Source organism: Cognatilysobacter bugurensis (assembly GCF_014652095.1).
Lineage (GTDB): Bacteria > Pseudomonadota > Gammaproteobacteria > Xanthomonadales > Xanthomonadaceae > Cognatilysobacter > Cognatilysobacter bugurensis.
Window position 1 is genome coordinate 66630 of the sequence record NZ_BMYD01000002.1, and the last position, 18263, is coordinate 84892.

11 protein-coding genes and 1 pseudogene are annotated in these 18263 nt (G+C 69.3%); 6 read left to right on the forward strand and 6 right to left on the reverse strand.

What is annotated here, in order from left to right; genetic code table 11:
- Window positions 1-40: 40 nt before the first annotated feature.
- Window positions 41-1405 carry a glutamate--cysteine ligase gene (locus tag IE075_RS07465; RefSeq protein ID WP_189454995.1) on the reverse strand — a complete coding sequence of 455 codons (1365 nt, stop codon included), beginning with the start codon at window positions 1403-1405 and terminating at the stop codon, window positions 41-43.
- 232 nt (window positions 1406-1637) lie between these two features.
- Between IE075_RS07465 and IE075_RS07470 the strand changes: the two genes are divergently transcribed.
- Together IE075_RS07470 and IE075_RS07475 are read left to right on the forward strand one after the other, a co-directional pair.
- Window positions 1638-3446: a peptide ABC transporter substrate-binding protein gene (locus tag IE075_RS07470; RefSeq protein WP_189454996.1), complete on the forward strand. Its 1809-nt coding sequence runs from the start codon at window positions 1638-1640 to the stop codon at window positions 3444-3446.
- Window positions 3443-4354, forward strand: a complete 912-nt coding sequence (locus tag IE075_RS07475; protein WP_189454998.1) for an ABC transporter permease subunit — start codon at window positions 3443-3445, stop codon at window positions 4352-4354. Before IE075_RS07470 ends, IE075_RS07475 begins: the two co-directional genes overlap by 4 nt.
- A gap of 8 nt (window positions 4355-4362) precedes the next feature.
- On the opposite strand, the gene grxD is transcribed toward IE075_RS07475, so the two are convergent.
- The gene (gene grxD / locus IE075_RS07480; RefSeq protein ID WP_189455001.1) at window positions 4363-5292 is read right to left on the reverse strand and encodes a Grx4 family monothiol glutaredoxin; all 930 of its coding nucleotides are present in this window, start codon (window positions 5290-5292) and stop codon (window positions 4363-4365) included.
- Between the two features lie 116 nt (window positions 5293-5408).
- Here grxD and IE075_RS07485 point away from each other — a divergent pair.
- A pseudogene (locus IE075_RS07485) lies at window positions 5409-6158 on the forward strand (polysaccharide deacetylase family protein); the annotation flags it as partial.
- A gap of 190 nt (window positions 6159-6348) precedes the next feature.
- On the opposite strand, the gene IE075_RS07490 reads toward IE075_RS07485, so the two are convergent.
- The 4 genes from IE075_RS07490 to IE075_RS07505 all read right to left on the reverse strand — a co-directional run bounded on the left by IE075_RS07490 (window position 6349) and on the right by IE075_RS07505 (window position 11954).
- A complete protein-coding gene (locus IE075_RS07490; RefSeq protein ID WP_189455005.1) occupies window positions 6349-8613 on the reverse strand; it encodes a choice-of-anchor Q domain-containing protein in 2265 nt (754 codons plus the stop codon).
- 707 nt (window positions 8614-9320) lie between these two features.
- Window positions 9321-10016: a class I SAM-dependent methyltransferase gene (locus IE075_RS07495; RefSeq protein WP_189455007.1), complete on the reverse strand. Its 696-nt coding sequence runs from the start codon at window positions 10014-10016 to the stop codon at window positions 9321-9323.
- Window positions 10013-10630 (reverse strand): SGNH/GDSL hydrolase family protein, encoded by a 618-nt coding sequence (locus IE075_RS07500; RefSeq protein ID WP_189455828.1) that lies wholly within the window; start codon window positions 10628-10630, stop codon window positions 10013-10015. Before IE075_RS07500 ends, IE075_RS07495 begins: the two co-directional genes overlap by 4 nt.
- Before the next feature lie 73 nt (window positions 10631-10703).
- Window positions 10704-11954: an aminotransferase class I/II-fold pyridoxal phosphate-dependent enzyme gene (locus IE075_RS07505; RefSeq protein ID WP_189455009.1), complete on the reverse strand. Its 1251-nt coding sequence runs from the start codon at window positions 11952-11954 to the stop codon at window positions 10704-10706.
- Between the two features lie 247 nt (window positions 11955-12201).
- Here IE075_RS07505 and rsgA point away from each other — a divergent pair, with 247 nt between their 5' ends.
- From rsgA to IE075_RS07520, 3 genes are all read left to right on the forward strand, one after another.
- On the forward strand, window positions 12202-13320 hold the full coding sequence (rsgA, locus tag IE075_RS07510; RefSeq protein ID WP_189455011.1) for a ribosome small subunit-dependent GTPase A: 1119 nt from the start codon (window positions 12202-12204) through the stop codon (window positions 13318-13320).
- Between the two features lie 166 nt (window positions 13321-13486).
- Window positions 13487-14698, forward strand: coding sequence for a flavohemoglobin expression-modulating QEGLA motif protein (locus tag IE075_RS07515; RefSeq protein ID WP_229792437.1), 1212 nt, complete (start codon window positions 13487-13489; stop codon window positions 14696-14698).
- Window positions 14699-15950: 1252 nt separating this feature from the next.
- The gene (locus IE075_RS07520; RefSeq protein ID WP_189455015.1) at window positions 15951-18254 is read left to right on the forward strand and encodes an NADP-dependent malic enzyme; all 2304 of its coding nucleotides are present in this window, start codon (window positions 15951-15953) and stop codon (window positions 18252-18254) included.
- The last annotated feature ends 9 nt before the right edge of the window (window positions 18255-18263 follow it).

The window sequence follows — 18263 nt, forward strand, 5'->3', positions numbered from 1 at the left end:
CGCGTCCGTGTGGCCGCGCTCATGACGATTGGTGCACGGCTCAGTACGCGAACTCGCGGAAGACCGGATCGATGCGGCCGCCCCATGGGCCATGGAACAACTCGAGCTTCACTTCCGCCGGGGTCTTGCCGGTCTCGACGATCTCGAGCAGCGGCTCGATGTGCACGCGCTCGTCCGCGCCGCGCGAGTTGAGGTATGCGCGGCGCTGCAGGCCGTGTGTCGAGATCTTCAGCGCTTCGCGCGCGAGGTCGCGCACGGTGCCACCGCGGAACGGCAGGCCCATTGCGTGCTTCGGCACGCCGTCGCGCAGTGCGTGGCGCTCGTCGCGCGTGAAGTCCTTGACGAGGTCCCACGCGGCGTCGAGCGCTGCGTCGTCATACAGCAGGCCGACCCAGAACGCGGGCAGCGCGCAGATGCGGTTCCAGGGGCCCGAATCCGCACCGCGCATCTCGAGGTACTTCTTGAGCCGCACTTCGGGGAAGGCCGTCGTGCTGTGGTCGGCCCAGTCCTTGAGCGTGGGGCGCTCGCCCGGATACGCGGGCAGGCGGCCGTCAAGGTAGTCCCGGAAGCTCTGGCCGCTCGCGTCGATGTAGGTGCCGTCGCGGTAGACGAAGTACATCGGCACGTCGAGCAGGTAATCGGTGTAGCGCTCGTAGCCGAAGCCGTCCTCGAACACGAAATCGAGCATGCCAGTGCGACCGGCATCGGTGTCGGACCAGATGTGCGAGCGGTACGACAGCTGGCCGTTCGGCTGGCCCTCGGTGAACGGCGAGTCGGCGAACAGCGCGGTCGCGATCGGCTGCAGTGCAAGCGCGACGCGGAACTTCTTGACCATGTCCGCTTCGGACGCGACGTCGAGGTTGACCTGCACCGTGCAGGTGCGCGTCATCATGTCCAGGCCGAGCGAGCCGACCTTGGGCATGTACTCGCGCATGATCTTGTAGCGGCCCTTCGGCATCCACGGCATCTCGTCGCGGCGCCACTTGGGCTGGAAGCCCATGCCGAGAAAGCCCAGGCCCATCGGCTCCGCGACCTCGCGCACTTCGCGCAGGTGGCTCGATGCCTCCATGCAGGTCTCGTGCAGCGTGCGCAGCGGCGCGCCTGACAGCTCCAGCTGGCCTGCGGGTTCGAGCGAGACCGAGGCGCCGTCGCGCACGAGCGCGATCGTGCGGCCGTGCTCGTCGACGGGCTCCCAGCCGAAGCGCATGAGCCCGCGCAGCAACGCTTCGATGCCGCGATCGCCGTCGAACGTCGGCGCCTGCAGATCGTCGGTGCGGAAGCCGAACTTCTCGTGCTCGGTGCCGATGCGCCAGTCGTCGCGCGGCCGCACGCCCGACGCGAGGTACTCGACGAGCTGCGCGCGTGACTCGATCGGAACATCATTGACCTGACTCGGACCGGACACTGCACTTCCTTAGGCTGATGGCGTATGCCGGAGCAACGGAGTGCGCGCGATGCGGCGGCCGGCCCGACGGGGTCTGCAGTCTATCCGGCGGTCGAGCTTGGAAGCGTTGCGCGGATTTCACGTCTGCGTTGCACGGATGCGTCTAAGGATCGGGCCGTCCGGCCCCAAGCGCGCAGCGTCGCGAGCGCCGGACTTGGGCCGGCCGCTCCGGCCCGTCGCCTACAATCGCCTCATGCCTCGATTCGTCCCGTTTGCGCGCCCCCTGCGGCGCCTGCGCGCGTCCGCGTGCGCCGCGGCGCTCGCCCTAATGCTCGGCGCGACGCCCGCGTGGGCCCAAGGCTCGGGCGAGCGGCTCGAGCGCGGCAACGGCCCCGAGCCTTCCACGCTCGACGCGCACCGCTGCCAGGAAGTCGCCTGCGGCAACGTGCTGCGCGATCTGTACGAGGGTCTGGTGACCGAGGACGCGCACGGCCGCCTGATCCCGGGGATCGCGCGGCGCTGGTCGGTCTCCGACGACGGCCGCACCTGGACGTTCGAGCTGCGCGGCGGGCTGCGCTGGAGCAACGGCGCGCCGCTCAACGCGCATGACGTGGTCGCAAGTTTCCGCCGCGCGTTCACGCCGATGACAGCCGCGCCGTTCGCCGAACTGTTTGATGCGTTGCGCAATGCGCAGGCCGTGCAGGCCGGCCGGGTGCCGCCGGACGCGCTCGGCGTGCATGCGCCGGATGCGCGCACCGTAGTGTTCGAACTCACGCGCGCCGCGCCGCTGCCGGCGCTGCTCACGCTGCCGATCGCGTTTCCGGTCTACCTGCCCGCGGTGCGCGAGCACGGCGCGCAGCACACCCAGCCCGGACGTCTCGTGTCGAATGGCGCGTACCGGCTCGAGGCGTGGACGCCGCAGGCGAATCTCGTGGTGGCCCGCAACCCGCATTTCCATGACGCGGCAAACGTCGCGATCGACCGCGTGCGCTTTCACGTCACCGAGGACGCGGCGGCCGAGCTGCACCGCTTTGCGGCCGGCGATCTGCATCTGACCGAAACCGTGCCGCCGCAGCCGTTGGCCTCGCTGCGTGCGCGGTTCGGATCGCAGTTGCGCATCAGCCCGTACCTCGGCGCGTTCTGGCTCGGCTTCAACCTCACGCGCGCGCCGTTCGAGTCGTCGGGCTGCGCAGGCGGGCGCGATTCGAATGCACACGGCGTCGATGACACGACGAGCGGGCCTGCTGCGGTCGATAGGAAGCGCCCGCGGGGATCGGGCGAGGCCGATGCGCCCGATGCGCAGCGCGCGGGCGTCGACCTCCTGTCGATCGACGCACCGACCTGCTTCGATCGCGCCCATGCGCTGCGGCGTGCGCTCTCGCTCGCAATCGACCGCGAGCTGCTGGTGAAGGCCGTCACCGGCTTCGGCGAAGCGCCCGCGTACGGCATTGTGCCGCCGGGCATCGCCGGCTACGTCCCCGCATCGACGCCGTGGGCAGCGTGGCCGCAGCAACAACGCGAGGCGCATGCACGAGAGCTGCTGCACGCGGCCGGTGTGTCGCCGCACCACCCGCTCGAAATCGAGCTGCGCTACAACACGTCCACCCCGCACCGCCGCCTCGCGCTCGCGGTCGCGGCGATGTGGCGGCAGGCGTTGCCTGGCGTGCGCGTGCGCCTGCGCAACGAGGAATGGAAGGTGTTTGTCGGCAACCGCAAGCAGCGCGTGATCACGCAGGTGTTCCGCGGCGGCTGGATCGCGGACGTGCCCGATGCACGCAACTTCCTTGCCGCGTTCGGCTCCGACGGCGCGCTGAACTGGACCGGTTACGACGATGCGGGCGTTCGCACGCGACTCGCGCGCGCCGATGCCGCTGCCAGCGAGGCCGCGCGCAATGCATGGCTGCGTGCGGCCGAGACGCGGCTGCTCGCGCATGATGCGGTGATCCCGCTGTACTTCTACGCGTCCAAGCATCTCGTGCACCCGTCGGTGCGCGGCTTCGAGGCCAATGCGCTCGACCGCCATGCGAGCCGCTGGATGTCGTTTGCCGGACCCGTGCGATGACGCGCGTCCTCGCGCGCGCCCTCGAAGCGCTGCTCACGCTGTGGCTGCTCGCGACGCTGTGCTTCGCGCTGCTGCGCGCCGCCCCGGGCGGTCCCTTCGACACCGAAAAGGCCGCGCCGCCCGAGGCGCAGGCCGCGCTGGCGGCCCAGTACCGGCTCGATCGCGCGCTGCCGGCGCAGTACGGCGCGTGGCTCGGCGACGTCGCGCGCGGCGATCTCGGCCCGTCGTTCCAATACCCCGACACCACGGTCAACCGCCTCATCGCGCAGGCGCTGCCGGTGTCCGCGCTCGTCGGCGGGCTTGCACTGGCGCTCGCACTCGCGGTCGGCATTCCTGTCGGACTGCTCGCGGGGCTGCGCGGCGGACAGGCCACCGACCGCCTGCTGATGTTCGGCGCCGGGCTCGGGCTCGCGGTGCCGAAATTCGTGGCCGCGCCGCTGCTGATCCTGCTGTTTGCGGTGGCGCTGCAGTGGCTGCCGGCCGGCGGCTGGGGTGAGCCCGCGAACCTCGTGCTGCCGGTCATCGCGCTCGCGCTGCCGAACATCGCGTACTGCGCGCGGCTGATGCGCGCGTCATTGCTCGAAACCCTGTCGGCCGACTACCTGCGCGCGGCGCGGGCACGCGGGTTTTCCGAAACGCGTCTGCTGGTTTCGCACGCGCTCAAACCCGCGTTGCTGCCGGTCATTGCGTGGCTCTCGCCGGCGCTCATCAACATCGTCACCGGCTCGGCGGTCGTCGAGCAGGTGTTCGGCATCCCCGGCATGGGGCGCTACTTCGTGCAGGGCGCGCTCAATCGCGACTACACGCTCGTGCTCGGCGTGGTGCTCGTCGTCGGCGCGCTGATCGTGGTGATCAACGCGCTCGTCGATGCGCTGCGGGTGAAGCTCGACCCGCGGCTGGCTCAGTAGTCGCCGATTCAGTACCTCGGCACGTTCGCATCGACCTGCGTCGACCACGCGTCGATGCCGCCTTCGACGTTGAACAGCGACGTGAAGCCGCGCTGGCGGAAGTGCTCGGCGGCCTGTGCGCTGCGACGGCCGTGGTGGCACAGGAACGCGAGCGGCGCGTCCTTCGGCAACGACTCCAATCGCGCGAGACCGTCGTCGTCGAACGATTCGAACGTGCAGGCCACGGACGCGAGCGAGCGCTCGTCCTCGGGCCGCACGTCGATGAGCGTGAGCGTGCCGGCGGCGACGCGCGAAGCGGCCTCGGTCGGCGTGAGCGGTTTGACCTTCGGCGGCGCGTTCGGGTTCTCGACCACGAGGCCGCGACCCCGCGCGTCGTCGACGAAATCGATCGACAGCCCCTTCGCACGCTGCGCGCTCGCCAGGTCGAACTGCACGCGCACGCCCTCGGTCACGACGGCGATCGCATCGGCATCGACCGGGCCGAGTTGCAGCTTTGCGTTGAAGCGCAGATCGACCTCGACGAGCACCGCGTAACCGTCGCCGGCGTCCGCGAGCGCGTCGCGCAGCATCGACGCGGCGGCCGGCGTGATCGTGATCGACGGCGGCGTGCGGTCCGGTGCCTGCACGCCGAGCGCGGTGTGCAGCTCACCCGAGCGCGCCATCTGGTCGATGATGTCGCTGCCGCCGACGAGTTCGCCCTGGATGTAGAGCTGAGGGATCGTCGGCCACTCGCCGTAGGCCTTGATGCCTTCGCGGATCTCCGGATCGCTGAGCACGTCGATGTGCGCGTAGTCGACGCCGGTGTCGGCGAGCGCACGCACCGCACGCGACGAGAAGCCGCATTGCGGCGCGCCGGGCTCGCCCTTCATGAACAGCACGACGCGGTTTGCGGCGAGCAGGGAGTCGATGCGCGAGCGCAGGGCGGGGTCGAGCGACATGGCGAAAGTCCGGGGACACGCGAGGGCGCGCAGTGTATCGCCGCCCACGCCGCCGGCCCGTGCCACGCGCTGAACCCGCGGCGGGCCGCCGCAAGCCGCGTGGCATCATGCCGCGCATGTCGACCCCGTCCCTTCACCGCCCGCCGCGGCACCCGCACGCGTGGTGGGTGTCGCTCGTCGCCTCGCAGTTCGCGGTCGCCGCGCTGTGGATGCGCTACGGCGCAGGCTGGGGCGTCGCGTCGATGTTCGCGTCGCACGCGCCGTTCCTGTGGGGCACGCTGCGGCCGGGCTCGCACCTGTTCAGCCCGGTGATCACGCGCATGCCGACCGACGCGCGCGTGGTGTGGCTCACGATCGACGACGGCCCGTCCGACGACACGCTGGCGATCCTCGACCTGCTCGACGCGCACGGTGCGCGGGCGACGTTCTTTCTCGTCGGCGAACGCGCTGAGCGTCGGCCCGAGCTCGTGCGCGAGATCGTGCAACGCGGGCATGAGGTGGCCAACCACAGCCACACGCATCCGCAGGCGTGGTTCTGGGCGCTCGGCCCGCGGCGCATGCGCCGCGAAATCGACACCGCACAGCGCACGCTCACTGCGCTCGCAGGCAAGGTGCCGCGCCGCTTCCGTGCGGTCGTCGGCATGGCCAATCCATTCACCGCTGCGCCGCTGAAGGCGCACGACCTCACGCGCGTGGGCTGGGGCGCGCGTGGCTTCGATGCCGTCGCGAAGGACCCCGCGGCGATCGTCGCGCGCATCGAGCGCGACCTCGCGCCCGGCGCGATCGTGCTGCTGCACGAAGGCGCAAGGCACGGCCGCAACGTCGAGACGATTGCGCGGCTGCTGGCGCGGCTCGATGTGCTGGGCTACCGGTCGATCGTGCCGGGGGTCGAGTACGCGCCGGAGGACGCGTTGCATCGATCGTCCGGCCAAACGGCTGGCCAGGCAGCGACCGGCGAGCCGCTCCGCATCGACACGCCGCTGCCTGGCGAGCGCGCATAAAAAACCCCGGGCCGAAGCCCGGGGCCGTGTCGTGGCCGGTGCGAAGCGCGCCGGTTTACTGGTAGACGGAGAACGTCATCGCAGCCTTCGCGGTCAGCGTGCTGCTCGTCGCGACGACGCTGAGCTTGTACGTGCCGATCGAGCTCGGGCCGGTGCCCGTGGCGATCGACTTCTTCGCGTAGCCGTAGCTGTCGGTGTAGGCCGTGGTGATCGTGGAGTTGATGCCGTTCGGCTTGAGTGCGGTGAACTGCACGCGGGCGCCGCTGACCGGCTTGCCGTCCCTGAGCACACGCGAGGTCATGGTGACCGTCGAGCCCGCCTTGTAGCTGGCCTTGTCGGTCGACACCGTCGTCGTGAAGCCCGTCGTTGCCGCCTTGACCGAATACGTGGCGGAGGCCTTCGCGGTGTGCGTCGTGCCGACGGTGCTGCTCGTGCCGACACCGATGCCGTAGTTGCCCGCAGTGGCGGTCGTCGTGGACTTCACCGACAGCGTGGCGGTCGAGCTCGCGCCCGGAGCCAGCGTCACGCTCGTCGCGCTCAGCGTGCCGGTCCAGCCGGTCGGCACGGTGCGGGCCAGGGCGAAGTTCGTGTTCGCACACGCGGCGCTGTCGTTGTTCTTGAGCGTCATCGAGTACGTGTTCGTCGTGCCGGCGGTGACCTGCGTGGTCGGGCCCGTCAGCGTGACGGTCGGCGCAGCGCGGGTGCAGGTCGGCGACGGAGCAGGCGCCGGGGCGGGCGTCGGGATCACGGAGCCCGTCGGCTGCACTTCATACGCGCCGATGTCGCTCTTGAGGCCCGACGGGCGCGGCTGAGCGAGGAAGTCGGTGGTCACCGCGGCGAGCAGCGCAACCTTGTCGATCACCGGGCTGCCGGCGAGCGGCGTGGCGTCGAAGCTGTCGACGTTGAGGCTCTTGAGCTTCGGGTCCTGGCCGCAGATCGAGCCGGTCGGGCAGGTGTTGTTCTTGACCTTCCACACCAGGTTGCCGACCCACGTGACCTTTGCCGGGGCGTTGTTCGCGTAGTAGATCGAGCTCTGCATGGTCCGGTCGTCCCAGCGCGGCTGGCCGATCAGCACGTTGTTCTCGATGCGGATCGTCGAGGTGCTGTCGCCTTCGTTCGCACCGATCAGCACGCCGCCTTCGCCGGTGATCGTGTTGTGGCGCGCCACGATCACGTCGCTCGAGGTCGGAACGAACTGCAGCGAGTTGCCGGTGGCGCGGCACTCGTCGCCGCTGACCATGTAGTCCTTGCCGACCCAGTATGCGCAGTTGCTCACGAGCACCGAGTTCTCGATCACCGCGTTGCCGCGGATCTTGGCCTGGTTGCCGGCGTTGCCGACCGCGTGCAGGCGACGCACGGTGACCGTGGTGCCTTCGGCGCCGTCCATGTAGCGAAGGTCGAGGCCGTCGGACGTGTTGTGATGGATGAAGCTGTCTTCGATCAGCCACTGACCGCCGGTGTAGTAGGTGCCGATGCCGTCACCGTAACCGCCGGTCTGCTGCGCCCAGCACGCCCAGGTGGCGCCCGTCTGCCAGCGCTCGCCGCAGCCATTCCAGGACACTTCGACGTTGCGGAGCACGATCGAGCCGGAGTTCGTGCTGGCTGCCTCGCCGACGCTGTTGTCCCAACCGGCCTTGCCGTTCTTGTTGATGCGCACGCGCTCGATGAGCCAGTTGGACAGCCCGCCGGTATTCATGCCCATGTGCGCGAGGCCATGGATGTTCAGATCGTGCAGCCACACGTTCTTCGAGTTGCGTGCATACAGGCCGACGCGCGCCCAGGTGCCGCCGTTCTTGCAGAGCGCGACGCTCTGGGTGTGCTGGAACACGCAGTCGTTGCGGTCGGTGATCTCGAGGTTGCCGATTTCGATGTTCGAGCGGCTGTCGAGATTGATGACGCGGCTGGTGTTCACCGTGCCCCACAGCACCGGCGTGGTGCCGGCCTTGCCGAGGATGCGCGTCTTGCTCGTGGCCGACGGGCCGGAGGGCGGGGCCGACATGTAGCAGCTTCCGCCGCCGCAGCTGCCGGAACCCGGCGCGCCCTGGCCCATCATGTAGCTGCCACCGCCGATCATCAGCGTGTCGCCGCCGGCGATGCGCGGGGTGCCGCCCGGCGGCAGCGCGAAGAAGGGGTGCTTCCATGCGCAGTTGAGCGCGGTGCCGCTGCCCGGGTACGCCGCGTCGGAGCGGCCGTTGCACTGCTTCGCATCACCGCCGTCCGTGCGCACATGGAACGTCGCGGCTTCGGCCGTGGCCGAGGCGGCAAAGCCGAGCGGGAGGAGGAGGGCGGCGAGAAGCGCGTTGCGCGAGAAGGTGGACATCGGGGGACTCCAAAAAGAATTCGTTTCGTAGAGGGCGAAGGGGGCGGTGCCCTCTCGACGGAGCGAACTTTAGGAAGCCGATGCCAAGCGTTTTTGTGGGCCCGCGCACAAGCGCGGTGCATTGGTGGGATTTATCGACGCAAAGGGCGAACCGGTTCAAAAAAACGGCCGCATCACGACGAGGTGAAATTCGATTGCATCGCATCGAAGTCGTGACGCAGTGCTCTTCAGAACCGTGCGCAGACGTTCAATGCGGCTTAACAACATCAGAAAGCGCCTTTTCGCGTCGCTGAGTGACGTGGCACGGCAGCTCGCTGCGCAACTCGCAATGACGAATGCGCGTGATGCCGCGCACGTTGCGAGCGTGATGTACGTCACCGCATCGCGGCGGCTATCGGCGACTTGGGCTGCGCTGTCATAGGCGTTGCCTTAAAACCGATGCCAAGCAAGCCGGCAACAGGACAGGATTCGCGTTGGAGTCGCTCGGGGTGCGCACGCAAACGTATTCGCGCGTGCGGCAGCGGCGCATGCGGTGAACACCGCGGTGTGGCGTCGACGGACGCGGCAAGCGCTCAGGGGTAGGCGTGATCGAGCAGCGCGCGGCCGTGCACGGAAGACGGCACGTGCGGCCTCGCTACCTCCATGCGAGTGCGGGCTGGGTTGCAAGGCCAGTCGGCCTGCGCGGATCGCAGTTCAAGTGTTCGCGCTTACCGCCACGCCACCACGCGCCAGTTGTTGAACGGCGTATTGCCGTGCAGCGGCACGAACTCGGATGAAAGGCCTGCGGCGTCGAAACGCGCGCGCAGCTGCGCGGCATCGGGAAAACGTTGCGGTGCGCGATGCATCCAGCCGACCACACGCGAGAACACATCGACCGCACGCGTCACGCGGGCACGCGTGCTGCCATCGGCAAGCCCGGTGCGGATCACGAGTCGCGCGTCCGGCGTGAGCATCGCGATCGCCGCATCAATCAGGCGCACCTGCGCTTCGTCGGGAATGAACTGCAGCACGTCGAGGATCGCAACGCTGCCGCGGTGCTCGGGGATCGTGCGCGCGAGATCGACGGTCTCGAACCCCACATCGGCCAGACCCGCCTGGGAGGCGACGCGCGTGCCGCGCGCGATCTTCGATGCATCGCTGTCCACGCCGCGGTACGGCGTCGCCAAACCCGCGGCGCGCAAGGTGTGTGCGAGCAGGCCGAGTCCGCAACCCATGTCGAGCAGCGGCGCGTCGCAGCCGCGCAAGGCGTCGTGCACGCCGGGATACAGCGGATCGGTGCCGAGCTTGATGCGAGTGTAGTGGTAGTCCCACCGGTTGCCGAAGCGACTCGAGGGCAGGAAGCGGCGTGCGATCGCGTTCGCGGCAGCCGCTTCGAGCGGACGCGTGGCGGCGGCCGTGTTCAACGCGTGCCCTCGAGCAGGCGTCGGGCCACCGGCAGCACACGTTCGACCCAACGCGAATACATCGCGCCCGACGGGTGTAGGCCGTCATCGACGAGCATCGCCGGCTCGCCCCCGCGATCGCGGCTCACCGGGGTGATGTCGACGAAGGCGATGCTGCGCGCCGCGCTGATCTCGCGCGCGGCGGCGTTATACGCGTCGAGCTCGCGTGCGATGCGGGCCGGGTCCTTTCCGTTGGCCGTGGCGAACGGCGTCACGCCCCAGTCCGGGATGGACACCACGAGCACGCGATCGACGCGGCCGCCGGCGAGGCGCTGGGCGCGTTCGAGTGCGGTCGTGAATTCGCGTCGGTAATCGTCGACATCGCGCCCGCGGTACTGGTTGTTGACGCCGATCAGCAGCGTCACGAAGTCCCAGTCGCCCAGCGGTTCGGCCGCATCCATTGCGGCGAGCAACTCGTCGGTCGTCCAACCCGTCGTCGCAATGATGCGCGGGTCCTCGAGCGGCATGCCCTCGGCGCGCAATGCGTGGGCCAGCTGCACGGGCCAACGGTCGTTGGCCGGCACGCCCTCGCCGATCGTGTAGCTGTCGCCGAGGGCGAGGTAGTCGAGCGTCATGCGGTCGTTCCGGTTCGAGGGTGTCGCGCAGCCGGCCAGGCCCGCCACCGCGAGCCCCAGCGCGATGAGCGTCTTAGGCCACCGCGGCACGGCCGGCGGCCTGCGCATCGGCGCGTCGGTCGAGCACGCGCTCGATGCGCGCAAACACATCGCGCAGCACATCGGCCTCGGGCAGCAGCGTCACGCGGAACTGGTCGCGACGCAGCGCATTGAAGCTCGTGCCGGGCACGACGAGCACGTCCTGCGTTTCGAGCAGTTCGAGCGCAAAGCCGTGATCGTCGAAGCCGACCGCGGCCGCGCCGGTGACGGTGGGATAGCCATACAGCGCGCCGCCCGGCGTCACCATCGACAGGTGCCGGCTCGCGGCCACGCTCTCGACCACCGCGCGCCGCGCCTCGTACAGCCGCCCGCCGGGTGCGCACAGCCCATTGATCGTCGCTTCGCCGCCGATTGCGGCCTCGATCGCGAACTGGCCCGGCACGTTTGCGCACAGCCGCAGCGCGCCGAGCAGGTCCATCGCATGGTGCAACTCGCCGACTGCGACCGGATCGCCGCTCAGCAATGCCCAGCCGATGCGCCAACCGCAGGCGCGATACACCTTGCTGAGGCCGCCAAAGCTCAGACACGGCACGTCGCCGGCAAGCGGCGCGAGCGGCTGGAATTGCGCGCCGTCGTAGACGACCTCGTCGTAGATCTCGTCCGACATCAGCAGCAGCTTGTGCTTCGCTGCGATCGCGACGAGCCGCTCGAGCAGCGCGCGCGGGTACACCGCGCCGGTCGGGTTGTTCGGGTTGATGACGACGAGCGCGCGCGTGCGCGGCGTGATCAGCCGTTCGATCGCATCCGGATCGGGCAGGTAGCCGTCCTCGGGGCGGCACGGGTAGTGCACCGCGCAGCCGTCGTTGAGGATCGTCGCCGCGGTCCATAACGGGTAGTCGGGCGAGGGCACGAGCACTTCGTCGCCGGGATTGAGCAGCGCGCGCAAGCTGAGGTCGATGAGTTCGCTGACGCCATTGCCGACGAACACGCGCTCGGGTGTCGCATTCGGCGCGCCGCGGCGGCGGTAATGCGCCGCGAGTGCCTCGCGCGCTGTGGGCAGGCCCTGCTGGTGCGTGTACGGGTCCGTGTCGTGGATGTGCTCGGCGATCGCGCGCTGCAGGTGCTCGGGCGCGCGGAAGCCGAACGCACCGGGGTTGCCGATGTTGAGCTTCACGAGCGTGCGCCCTTGAGCCTCGAGCTCGCGCGCGCGCCGCGCAAGTTCGCCGCGGATTTCATAGCGGACTTCGGTCAGGCGTTCGCGGGTCTTCAGGGCGGGGGCGGACATGCGTGCAGCATTGGCAAAAGAAGGACGCGCAGACTAGCAAAGGGCCCGCCACTCGGGATTCGGCCGGTCACCCGTGATCCGTGACGCGCGGTTCGGAATCGCGAATCAGCGGGGGCAGAGGGCGCCCACCCTGCGGATCATCGGCGGACCGGCCGCAAAAAGCGGGACCTGCGGCGCGCTTGCATCGACACGCGGCCCGGCGCGGCAGGACTAGAATCAGGGCGATGACCGCTCATACCCGACCTGCATGAACTTCGACCTCGCCGCGCTGCAGGCGATCGGCTGGGCCGTCGACGAGGACGGCACGCCGCTCGACTCGGCGTGGCGCGAGGCGCTCGCCGCGCATCCGCAGGCCCGGCCCGTCCGCGTATCCGAACAGCATCGCAGCGGCTACATCGTCGCCGATGCACCCGACACGGCGTTCCCGGTCGAATCGCTGCCCGAATGGCAGCGGCCCCGGTTCCCGGCCGAGCAGCGCCCCGGCGTCGGCGACTGGCTGCTGATCGAGGACCTCGACACCCCGCCGCCGCGCGTCGTCGCGCTGCTGCCGCGCCGCACCGCGATCAAGCGCGGCGCCGCCGGCGATCATTACCGGCAGCAGCTCATCGCCGCGAACGTCGACACCGTGTTCGTCGTCTGCGGCCTGGATGCCGACTTCAACCCGCGCCGCATCGAGCGCTACCTGCTGCTCGTGGGCGGCGGCGCCGAGCCGGTCGTCGTGCTGACCAAGGCCGACCAGGCCATGGCCGAAGGCGCCGACGCCGTGCCCGAAGCCGTCGAAACCCTCGCTGCGCTTGCCGAGCAGGGCGTCGCGGTGCGCAGCGTCAACGCGAAGGATCCCGACAGCGTCGCCGCGCTGAATCCGTGGCTCAAGGCCGGGCGCACCGTGGTGCTCGTCGGCAGTTCCGGCGCGGGCAAGTCCACGCTGACCAACACGCTGCTCGGCTTCGAAAAGATGAAGACCGGCGCCGTGCGTGAGAGCGACGCCCGCGGCCGGCACACCACGACCCACCGCGCGCTGATCCCGCTGCCGTCGGGAGCGTGCCTCATCGACACCCCCGGCATGCGCGAACTCAAGCCGACCGGCGAAGAGGACGTGGCCGAGAACTTCGCCGATGTCGAAGCGATTGCGGCGCAGTGCCGCTTCCGCGACTGCGCTCATGCGCGCGAGCCCGGCTGCGGGGTGCGCGCGGCGATCGAAGCAGGCACGCTCGACCCGCAGCGTGCGGCGAGCTACCGCAAGCTCAGCGACGAGGTCGCCGGCGCGGCCGACAAACTCGCCGGCCGCCGCGCGGAGAACGCGCAGGCCCGCGTGCTCGGCAAGGCCGTGAACAAGCGCCTGGACGACAAGAATGGCCGACGCTGAGCACGACGATCGCCGCAGCGGCGTGCTCGACCGGCGGCGCCCCGCGCCGGGCGCGGTCGACGTCGACCGGCGCACCCCCGCGCCGCCGCCTGCGCCGTCCCGCGATGTCCCGCCCGAGCGGCTTGCCGCGGCAGACATCGCCCACCACGCCGCGCTCGACGCGCGCATGGTGCAGGCCGCGCGCGGCATCAAGCTGCTCACGCTCGCGAGCTGGCCGGCCGGCACCGAAGGGCAGTTCCTGGGCGGCTGGACGCGCGGCGCGCCTGCGCTGCCGCAGATCGACTACCCGAAGCAGGACTTCGCCGACGCGCGACGCGAGTTCGACGCGATCATGCGCGAGGCCGACGCGGACCACCCGCTGGGCCAGTACCTCATCGACTCCGCGCGCAGCTGGGGCATCGCCGCCGAGCTTGCCGAGGCGCTCGGCACCGGCGAGGTCACCCGCCACTCGATCCGCCTGTACGGCAAGCCCGACGAGCCGTTGCCCGGCGACGGCCCGAGCACGCGCGAAGCCGCGCAGCACTTCATCTCGATCGCCGACGAGCTCGACCAGGCGCTGCTCGCGCCCAGCGAACAGGTGCCGATCAGCGCGACATCGTTGTGGCTGCAGCTGCAGCGCGCGCTCGATGATTACTTCGAAGGCCGCGTCATCGAAGTCGTGCTCGACCCCGAGCTGATCTCGAAGGCCGCCGCCGGCGCGACGCGCATCCGCCTGCGCGCGGGCGCCGCCTTCAGCGATTACGACCGCGACCAGCTGCTGCAGCACGAGGCGTTTGTGCATTCGATCACCGCGCTCAACGGCCGCGAGCAGCCGGTGCTGCAGAGCCTGTCGCTGTCGTCGCCGCGCACCACGGCCACACAGGAAGGCCTGGCCACGTTTGCCGAACAGATCACCGGCAGCATCGACATTGGCCGCATGAAGCGCATCAGCCTGCGCATCGAAGCGGTCGCGCTCGCGCTCGACGGCGCGGACTTTATCGAGGTGTTCCGCTATTTCCTCGACGCCGGGCAGACCCCCGCCGACAGCTTCGGCTCCGCGCAGCGCGTGTTCCGCGGCGTGCCGACGACGGGCGGGCACGCGTTCACGAAGGACACCGTCTACCTGCGCGGCCTCGTCGGCGTGCACACGTTCTTCCGCTGGGCGCTGCAGGCGCAGAAGCTGCACCTGTGCCGGGCACTGTTCGCGGGGAAGATGACGCTCGCCGACATCGTGCGCTTCGAGCCGCTGTTCGAGTCGGGCGTGCTGCTGCCGCCGCGGTGGATGCCGCCGTGGATCAAGCGGGCGAACGGGTTGGCGGGGATGCTGGCGTTCTCGCTGTTTGCGAACCGGATCCGGTTGGATGCGATCGCGCATAGCGATGATTTTGTGCATTTGTAGCGCGCTGGGAGCGCGTGGCCCCCGCTATGGCGAAGGCGCTCGGCGTTGGTGCTGCGCTCCGTTTGGGCCAAAGGCTTCCGCCTTGGGGCGGGTTACTTTTCTTTGCTGGCCCAAAGAAAAGTAACCAAAAGAAACGGCCTTCCCCGACACAGCTCCCGTTGCCACGTGGGGTGTGCAGCAGATTTTCCGATTCGCCACTCCATGGCTCAGTCGGAAAACGGCGGCCATCCATGGCCGCCGCCCTCCGGGTCTCCGGATCTGCGGCAACAGCACAGTCGAAACCACAGCAAGCGCCTTGGCCCGGTAAGCGCACTTGGCGCTCCCGGTGCTGGATGGACTCGTCGAAGCCCACTCGGCGATGGCGTTGGCCCTAGGAAGCGGGGCGGTAGATCAGCGGTCGCATGCGGTCCCGCCAGGTCGATGCTCGGGGTAAGCAAGGAAAATTCAGGTTTGAGACGCTGGGGAGCGCGGGCAGGCGCCAACCGATCGGATTGGTCTGCAAAGCACACGCTGCGGCTCGCGCCATGCGGTGATGCCCCTTAAACCGGATTGGGAGGCCCGGCGGACATGCGCGGCTGCGCGAGCTGGTCACCGACACCGGACTTCCGGGCCCGCCAGTCGCCCCCTCGGGCGAGACCCGGCTGCACGGTGCGCCTAACCGTTCACGCCGCGGCGTCATCGATCGACGCCCACGGCGGTTAGCGAGCTAACCCGCGCATCGATGATCTGGCTCGAGCGTCCAGTCTCGATTGCTGACTGTCTGGAATCGGTCTGAGTACGTTCCGTGCGCGCTCCGGCGAATGTGCCGGGTGACGGGCGCCGGTCCGCGCGCCCGGCTGGCCGGGGCGCCACGTCTACCGAACTGCGGGCCTGTGCGACGGCGCTTTCGTTCTTTGCATGGCCCCGCCCATCAGGCGAACCGTAAACCCGGAGGGCGGCGGCCATGGATGGCCGCCGTTTTCCGACTGAGCCATGGAATGGCGAATCGGAAAATCGCGTCGTCGTGTCCGCCTGTCATTGAGCCTCGTCGGGGAAGGCCGTTTCTTTTGGTTACTTTTCTTTGGGCCAGCAAAGAAAAGTGACCCGCCGTCAGGCGGAAGCTCTGGCTTTACCAAGCACACAGCAGAAGCCCATGCGCAAGGCGCACGCGGGCTCCGCCGGACCCCTGATCCGACATTACCCTACGCCCCCGTCCGCAGCCCCTTACACCGCCCCGGCTAGAATCGACCCCCAGTCCCAGCCGCCCGGTCCGATGTCCAACTCCGACGATTTCAAGCAAGCCGCGCTCGACTACCACCGCCTGTCGCCGCCGGGGAAGATCCGCGTCACCGCGACCAAGCCCATGGTCACCCAGCGCGACCTCGCGCTCGCGTACTCCCCCGGCGTCGCCTACGCCTGCGAGGCGATCGTCGCCGACCCCAACCAGGCCAGCGAGCTCACCGCGCGCGGCAACCTCGTCGCGGTGATCTCCAACGGCACCGCCGTGCTTGGCCTCGGCGACATCGGCCCGCTCGCCGGCAAGCCCGTCATGGAAGGCAAGGGCGTGCTCTTCCAGAAGTTCGCCGGCATTGACGTGTTCGACATCGAGATCGACGAGCGCGACCCGGACAAGCTCGTCGACATCATCGCCAGCCTCGAGCCCACGTTCGGCGGCATCAACCTCGAGGACATCAAGGCCCCCGAATGCTTCATCGTCGAGCGCAAGCTGCGCGAGCGCATGAACATCCCGGTATTCCACGACGACCAGCACGGCACCGCGATCATCGTCGGCGCCGCGGTGCTCAATGCGCTCGAAGTGACCGGCAAGAAGATCGAAGAGGTAAAGCTCGCGACCGCCGGCGCGGGCGCGGCCGGCATCGCCTGCCTCGACATGCTCGTCGCGCTCGGCATGAAGCCCGAGCACATCCTCGCGGTCGACCGCGACGGCGTGCTGTACACCGGCCGCGGCAACATGGACCCGGACAAGCAGCGCTACGCACGCGACACCGCGCACCGCACGCTCGACGACATCATCGAAGGCGCCGACATCTTCCTCGGCCTCTCCGCCGGCGGCGTGCTCAAGCCGGAGATGGTCGCGAAGATGGCCGAGCGGCCGATCATCCTCGCGCTTGCCAATCCGTACCCCGAGATCCTGCCCGAGCACGCGCGCGCGGTGCGGCCGGACTGCATCATCGCGACGGGCCGGTCGGACTACCCGAACCAGGTCAACAACGCGTTGTGCTTCCCCTACATCTTCCGCGGCGCGCTCGATGTCGGCGCGCAGGAAATCAACGAGCCGATGAAGCTCGCCTGCGTGCGCGCGATCGCAAAGCTCGCGCGCATCGAAGCCTCCGATCTCGGCGGTGCGTACGGCGGTGAAGTGCCGAAGTTCGGCCCCGATTACCTGATCCCGCGCCCGTTCGACCCACGCCTGCTCGTCGAGCTTGCCCCAGCCGTGGCCCGCGCCGCGATGGAGTCGGGCATGGCCACGCGGCCGATCGTCGACATGGCCGCGTACGAGGAAAAGCTCGCGCAGTTCATCTACCGCACCGGCCTGCTGATGAAGCCCGTGTACGACCGCGCGCGCGCCGATCGCAAGCGCGTCGTCTATGCGGAAGGTGAGGAAGAGACGGTGCTGCGCGCGGTGCAGACGGTGATCGACGAGCAGCTCGCCCACCCAATCCTGATCGGCCGGCCCGACGTGATCGAAAAGCGCATCGAGCGCCTCGGTCTGCGCATGCGCGCCGGTGTGGATTTCGAGCTCACGAACATTTATTCCGACCCGCGCTTCGACAGCTACTGGCAGCAGTACCACGCGCTGACCGAGCGCCGCGGCGTGTCGCAGTCGGCCGCGAAGAACCTGCTGCGCTCGCGGCCCACGCTGATCGCCGCGCTGATGCTCGAGCGAGGCGAGGCGGACGCGATGATCTGCGGCATCGTCGGGCGCTTCCACAAGAAGCTCGGCTACCTGCGCAGCGTGTTCGACTTCGACCGCGGCGTGACCGGCACCGCGGCAATGAGCGGCGTGATCAACGACCAGGGCGCGTGGTTCTTCCTCGACACGCACGTGCAGGTCGACCCGACCGCCGAGCAGATCGCCGAGGCCACGCTGCAGGCGAGCTGGCGGCTGCGGCTGTTCGGCATCGAGCCGCGCGTCGCGCTGCTCAGCCACAGCAATTTCGGCAGCCACGAGAACGCCTCGGCCGCGAAGATGCGCCGCGCCTACGAGATCATCCGCCAGCGCGCGCCGCGTTTGAACGTGGACGGCGAGATGCAGGGCGACGCCGCTTGGCAGCCCGAGCTGCGCCAGCGCATTTTTCCGAACACCACGCTGACCGGCCGCGCGAACCTGTATGTAATGCCGAACCTCGACGCAGCCAACATCACCTACAACATGATCAAGGTGATGACCGACGGCGTCGCGCTCGGCCCGATCCTCATGGGCCTCGACAAGCCCGCGCACATCCTCACCCCGGCCTCGACGCCGCGCCGCGTCGTCAACATGACCGCGATCGCCGCGGTCGACGCGCAGATCCGCGCCGGGCGCGAAACGCTGATGCGGCGCGGCGTCGAGTGAGAGGCCAGC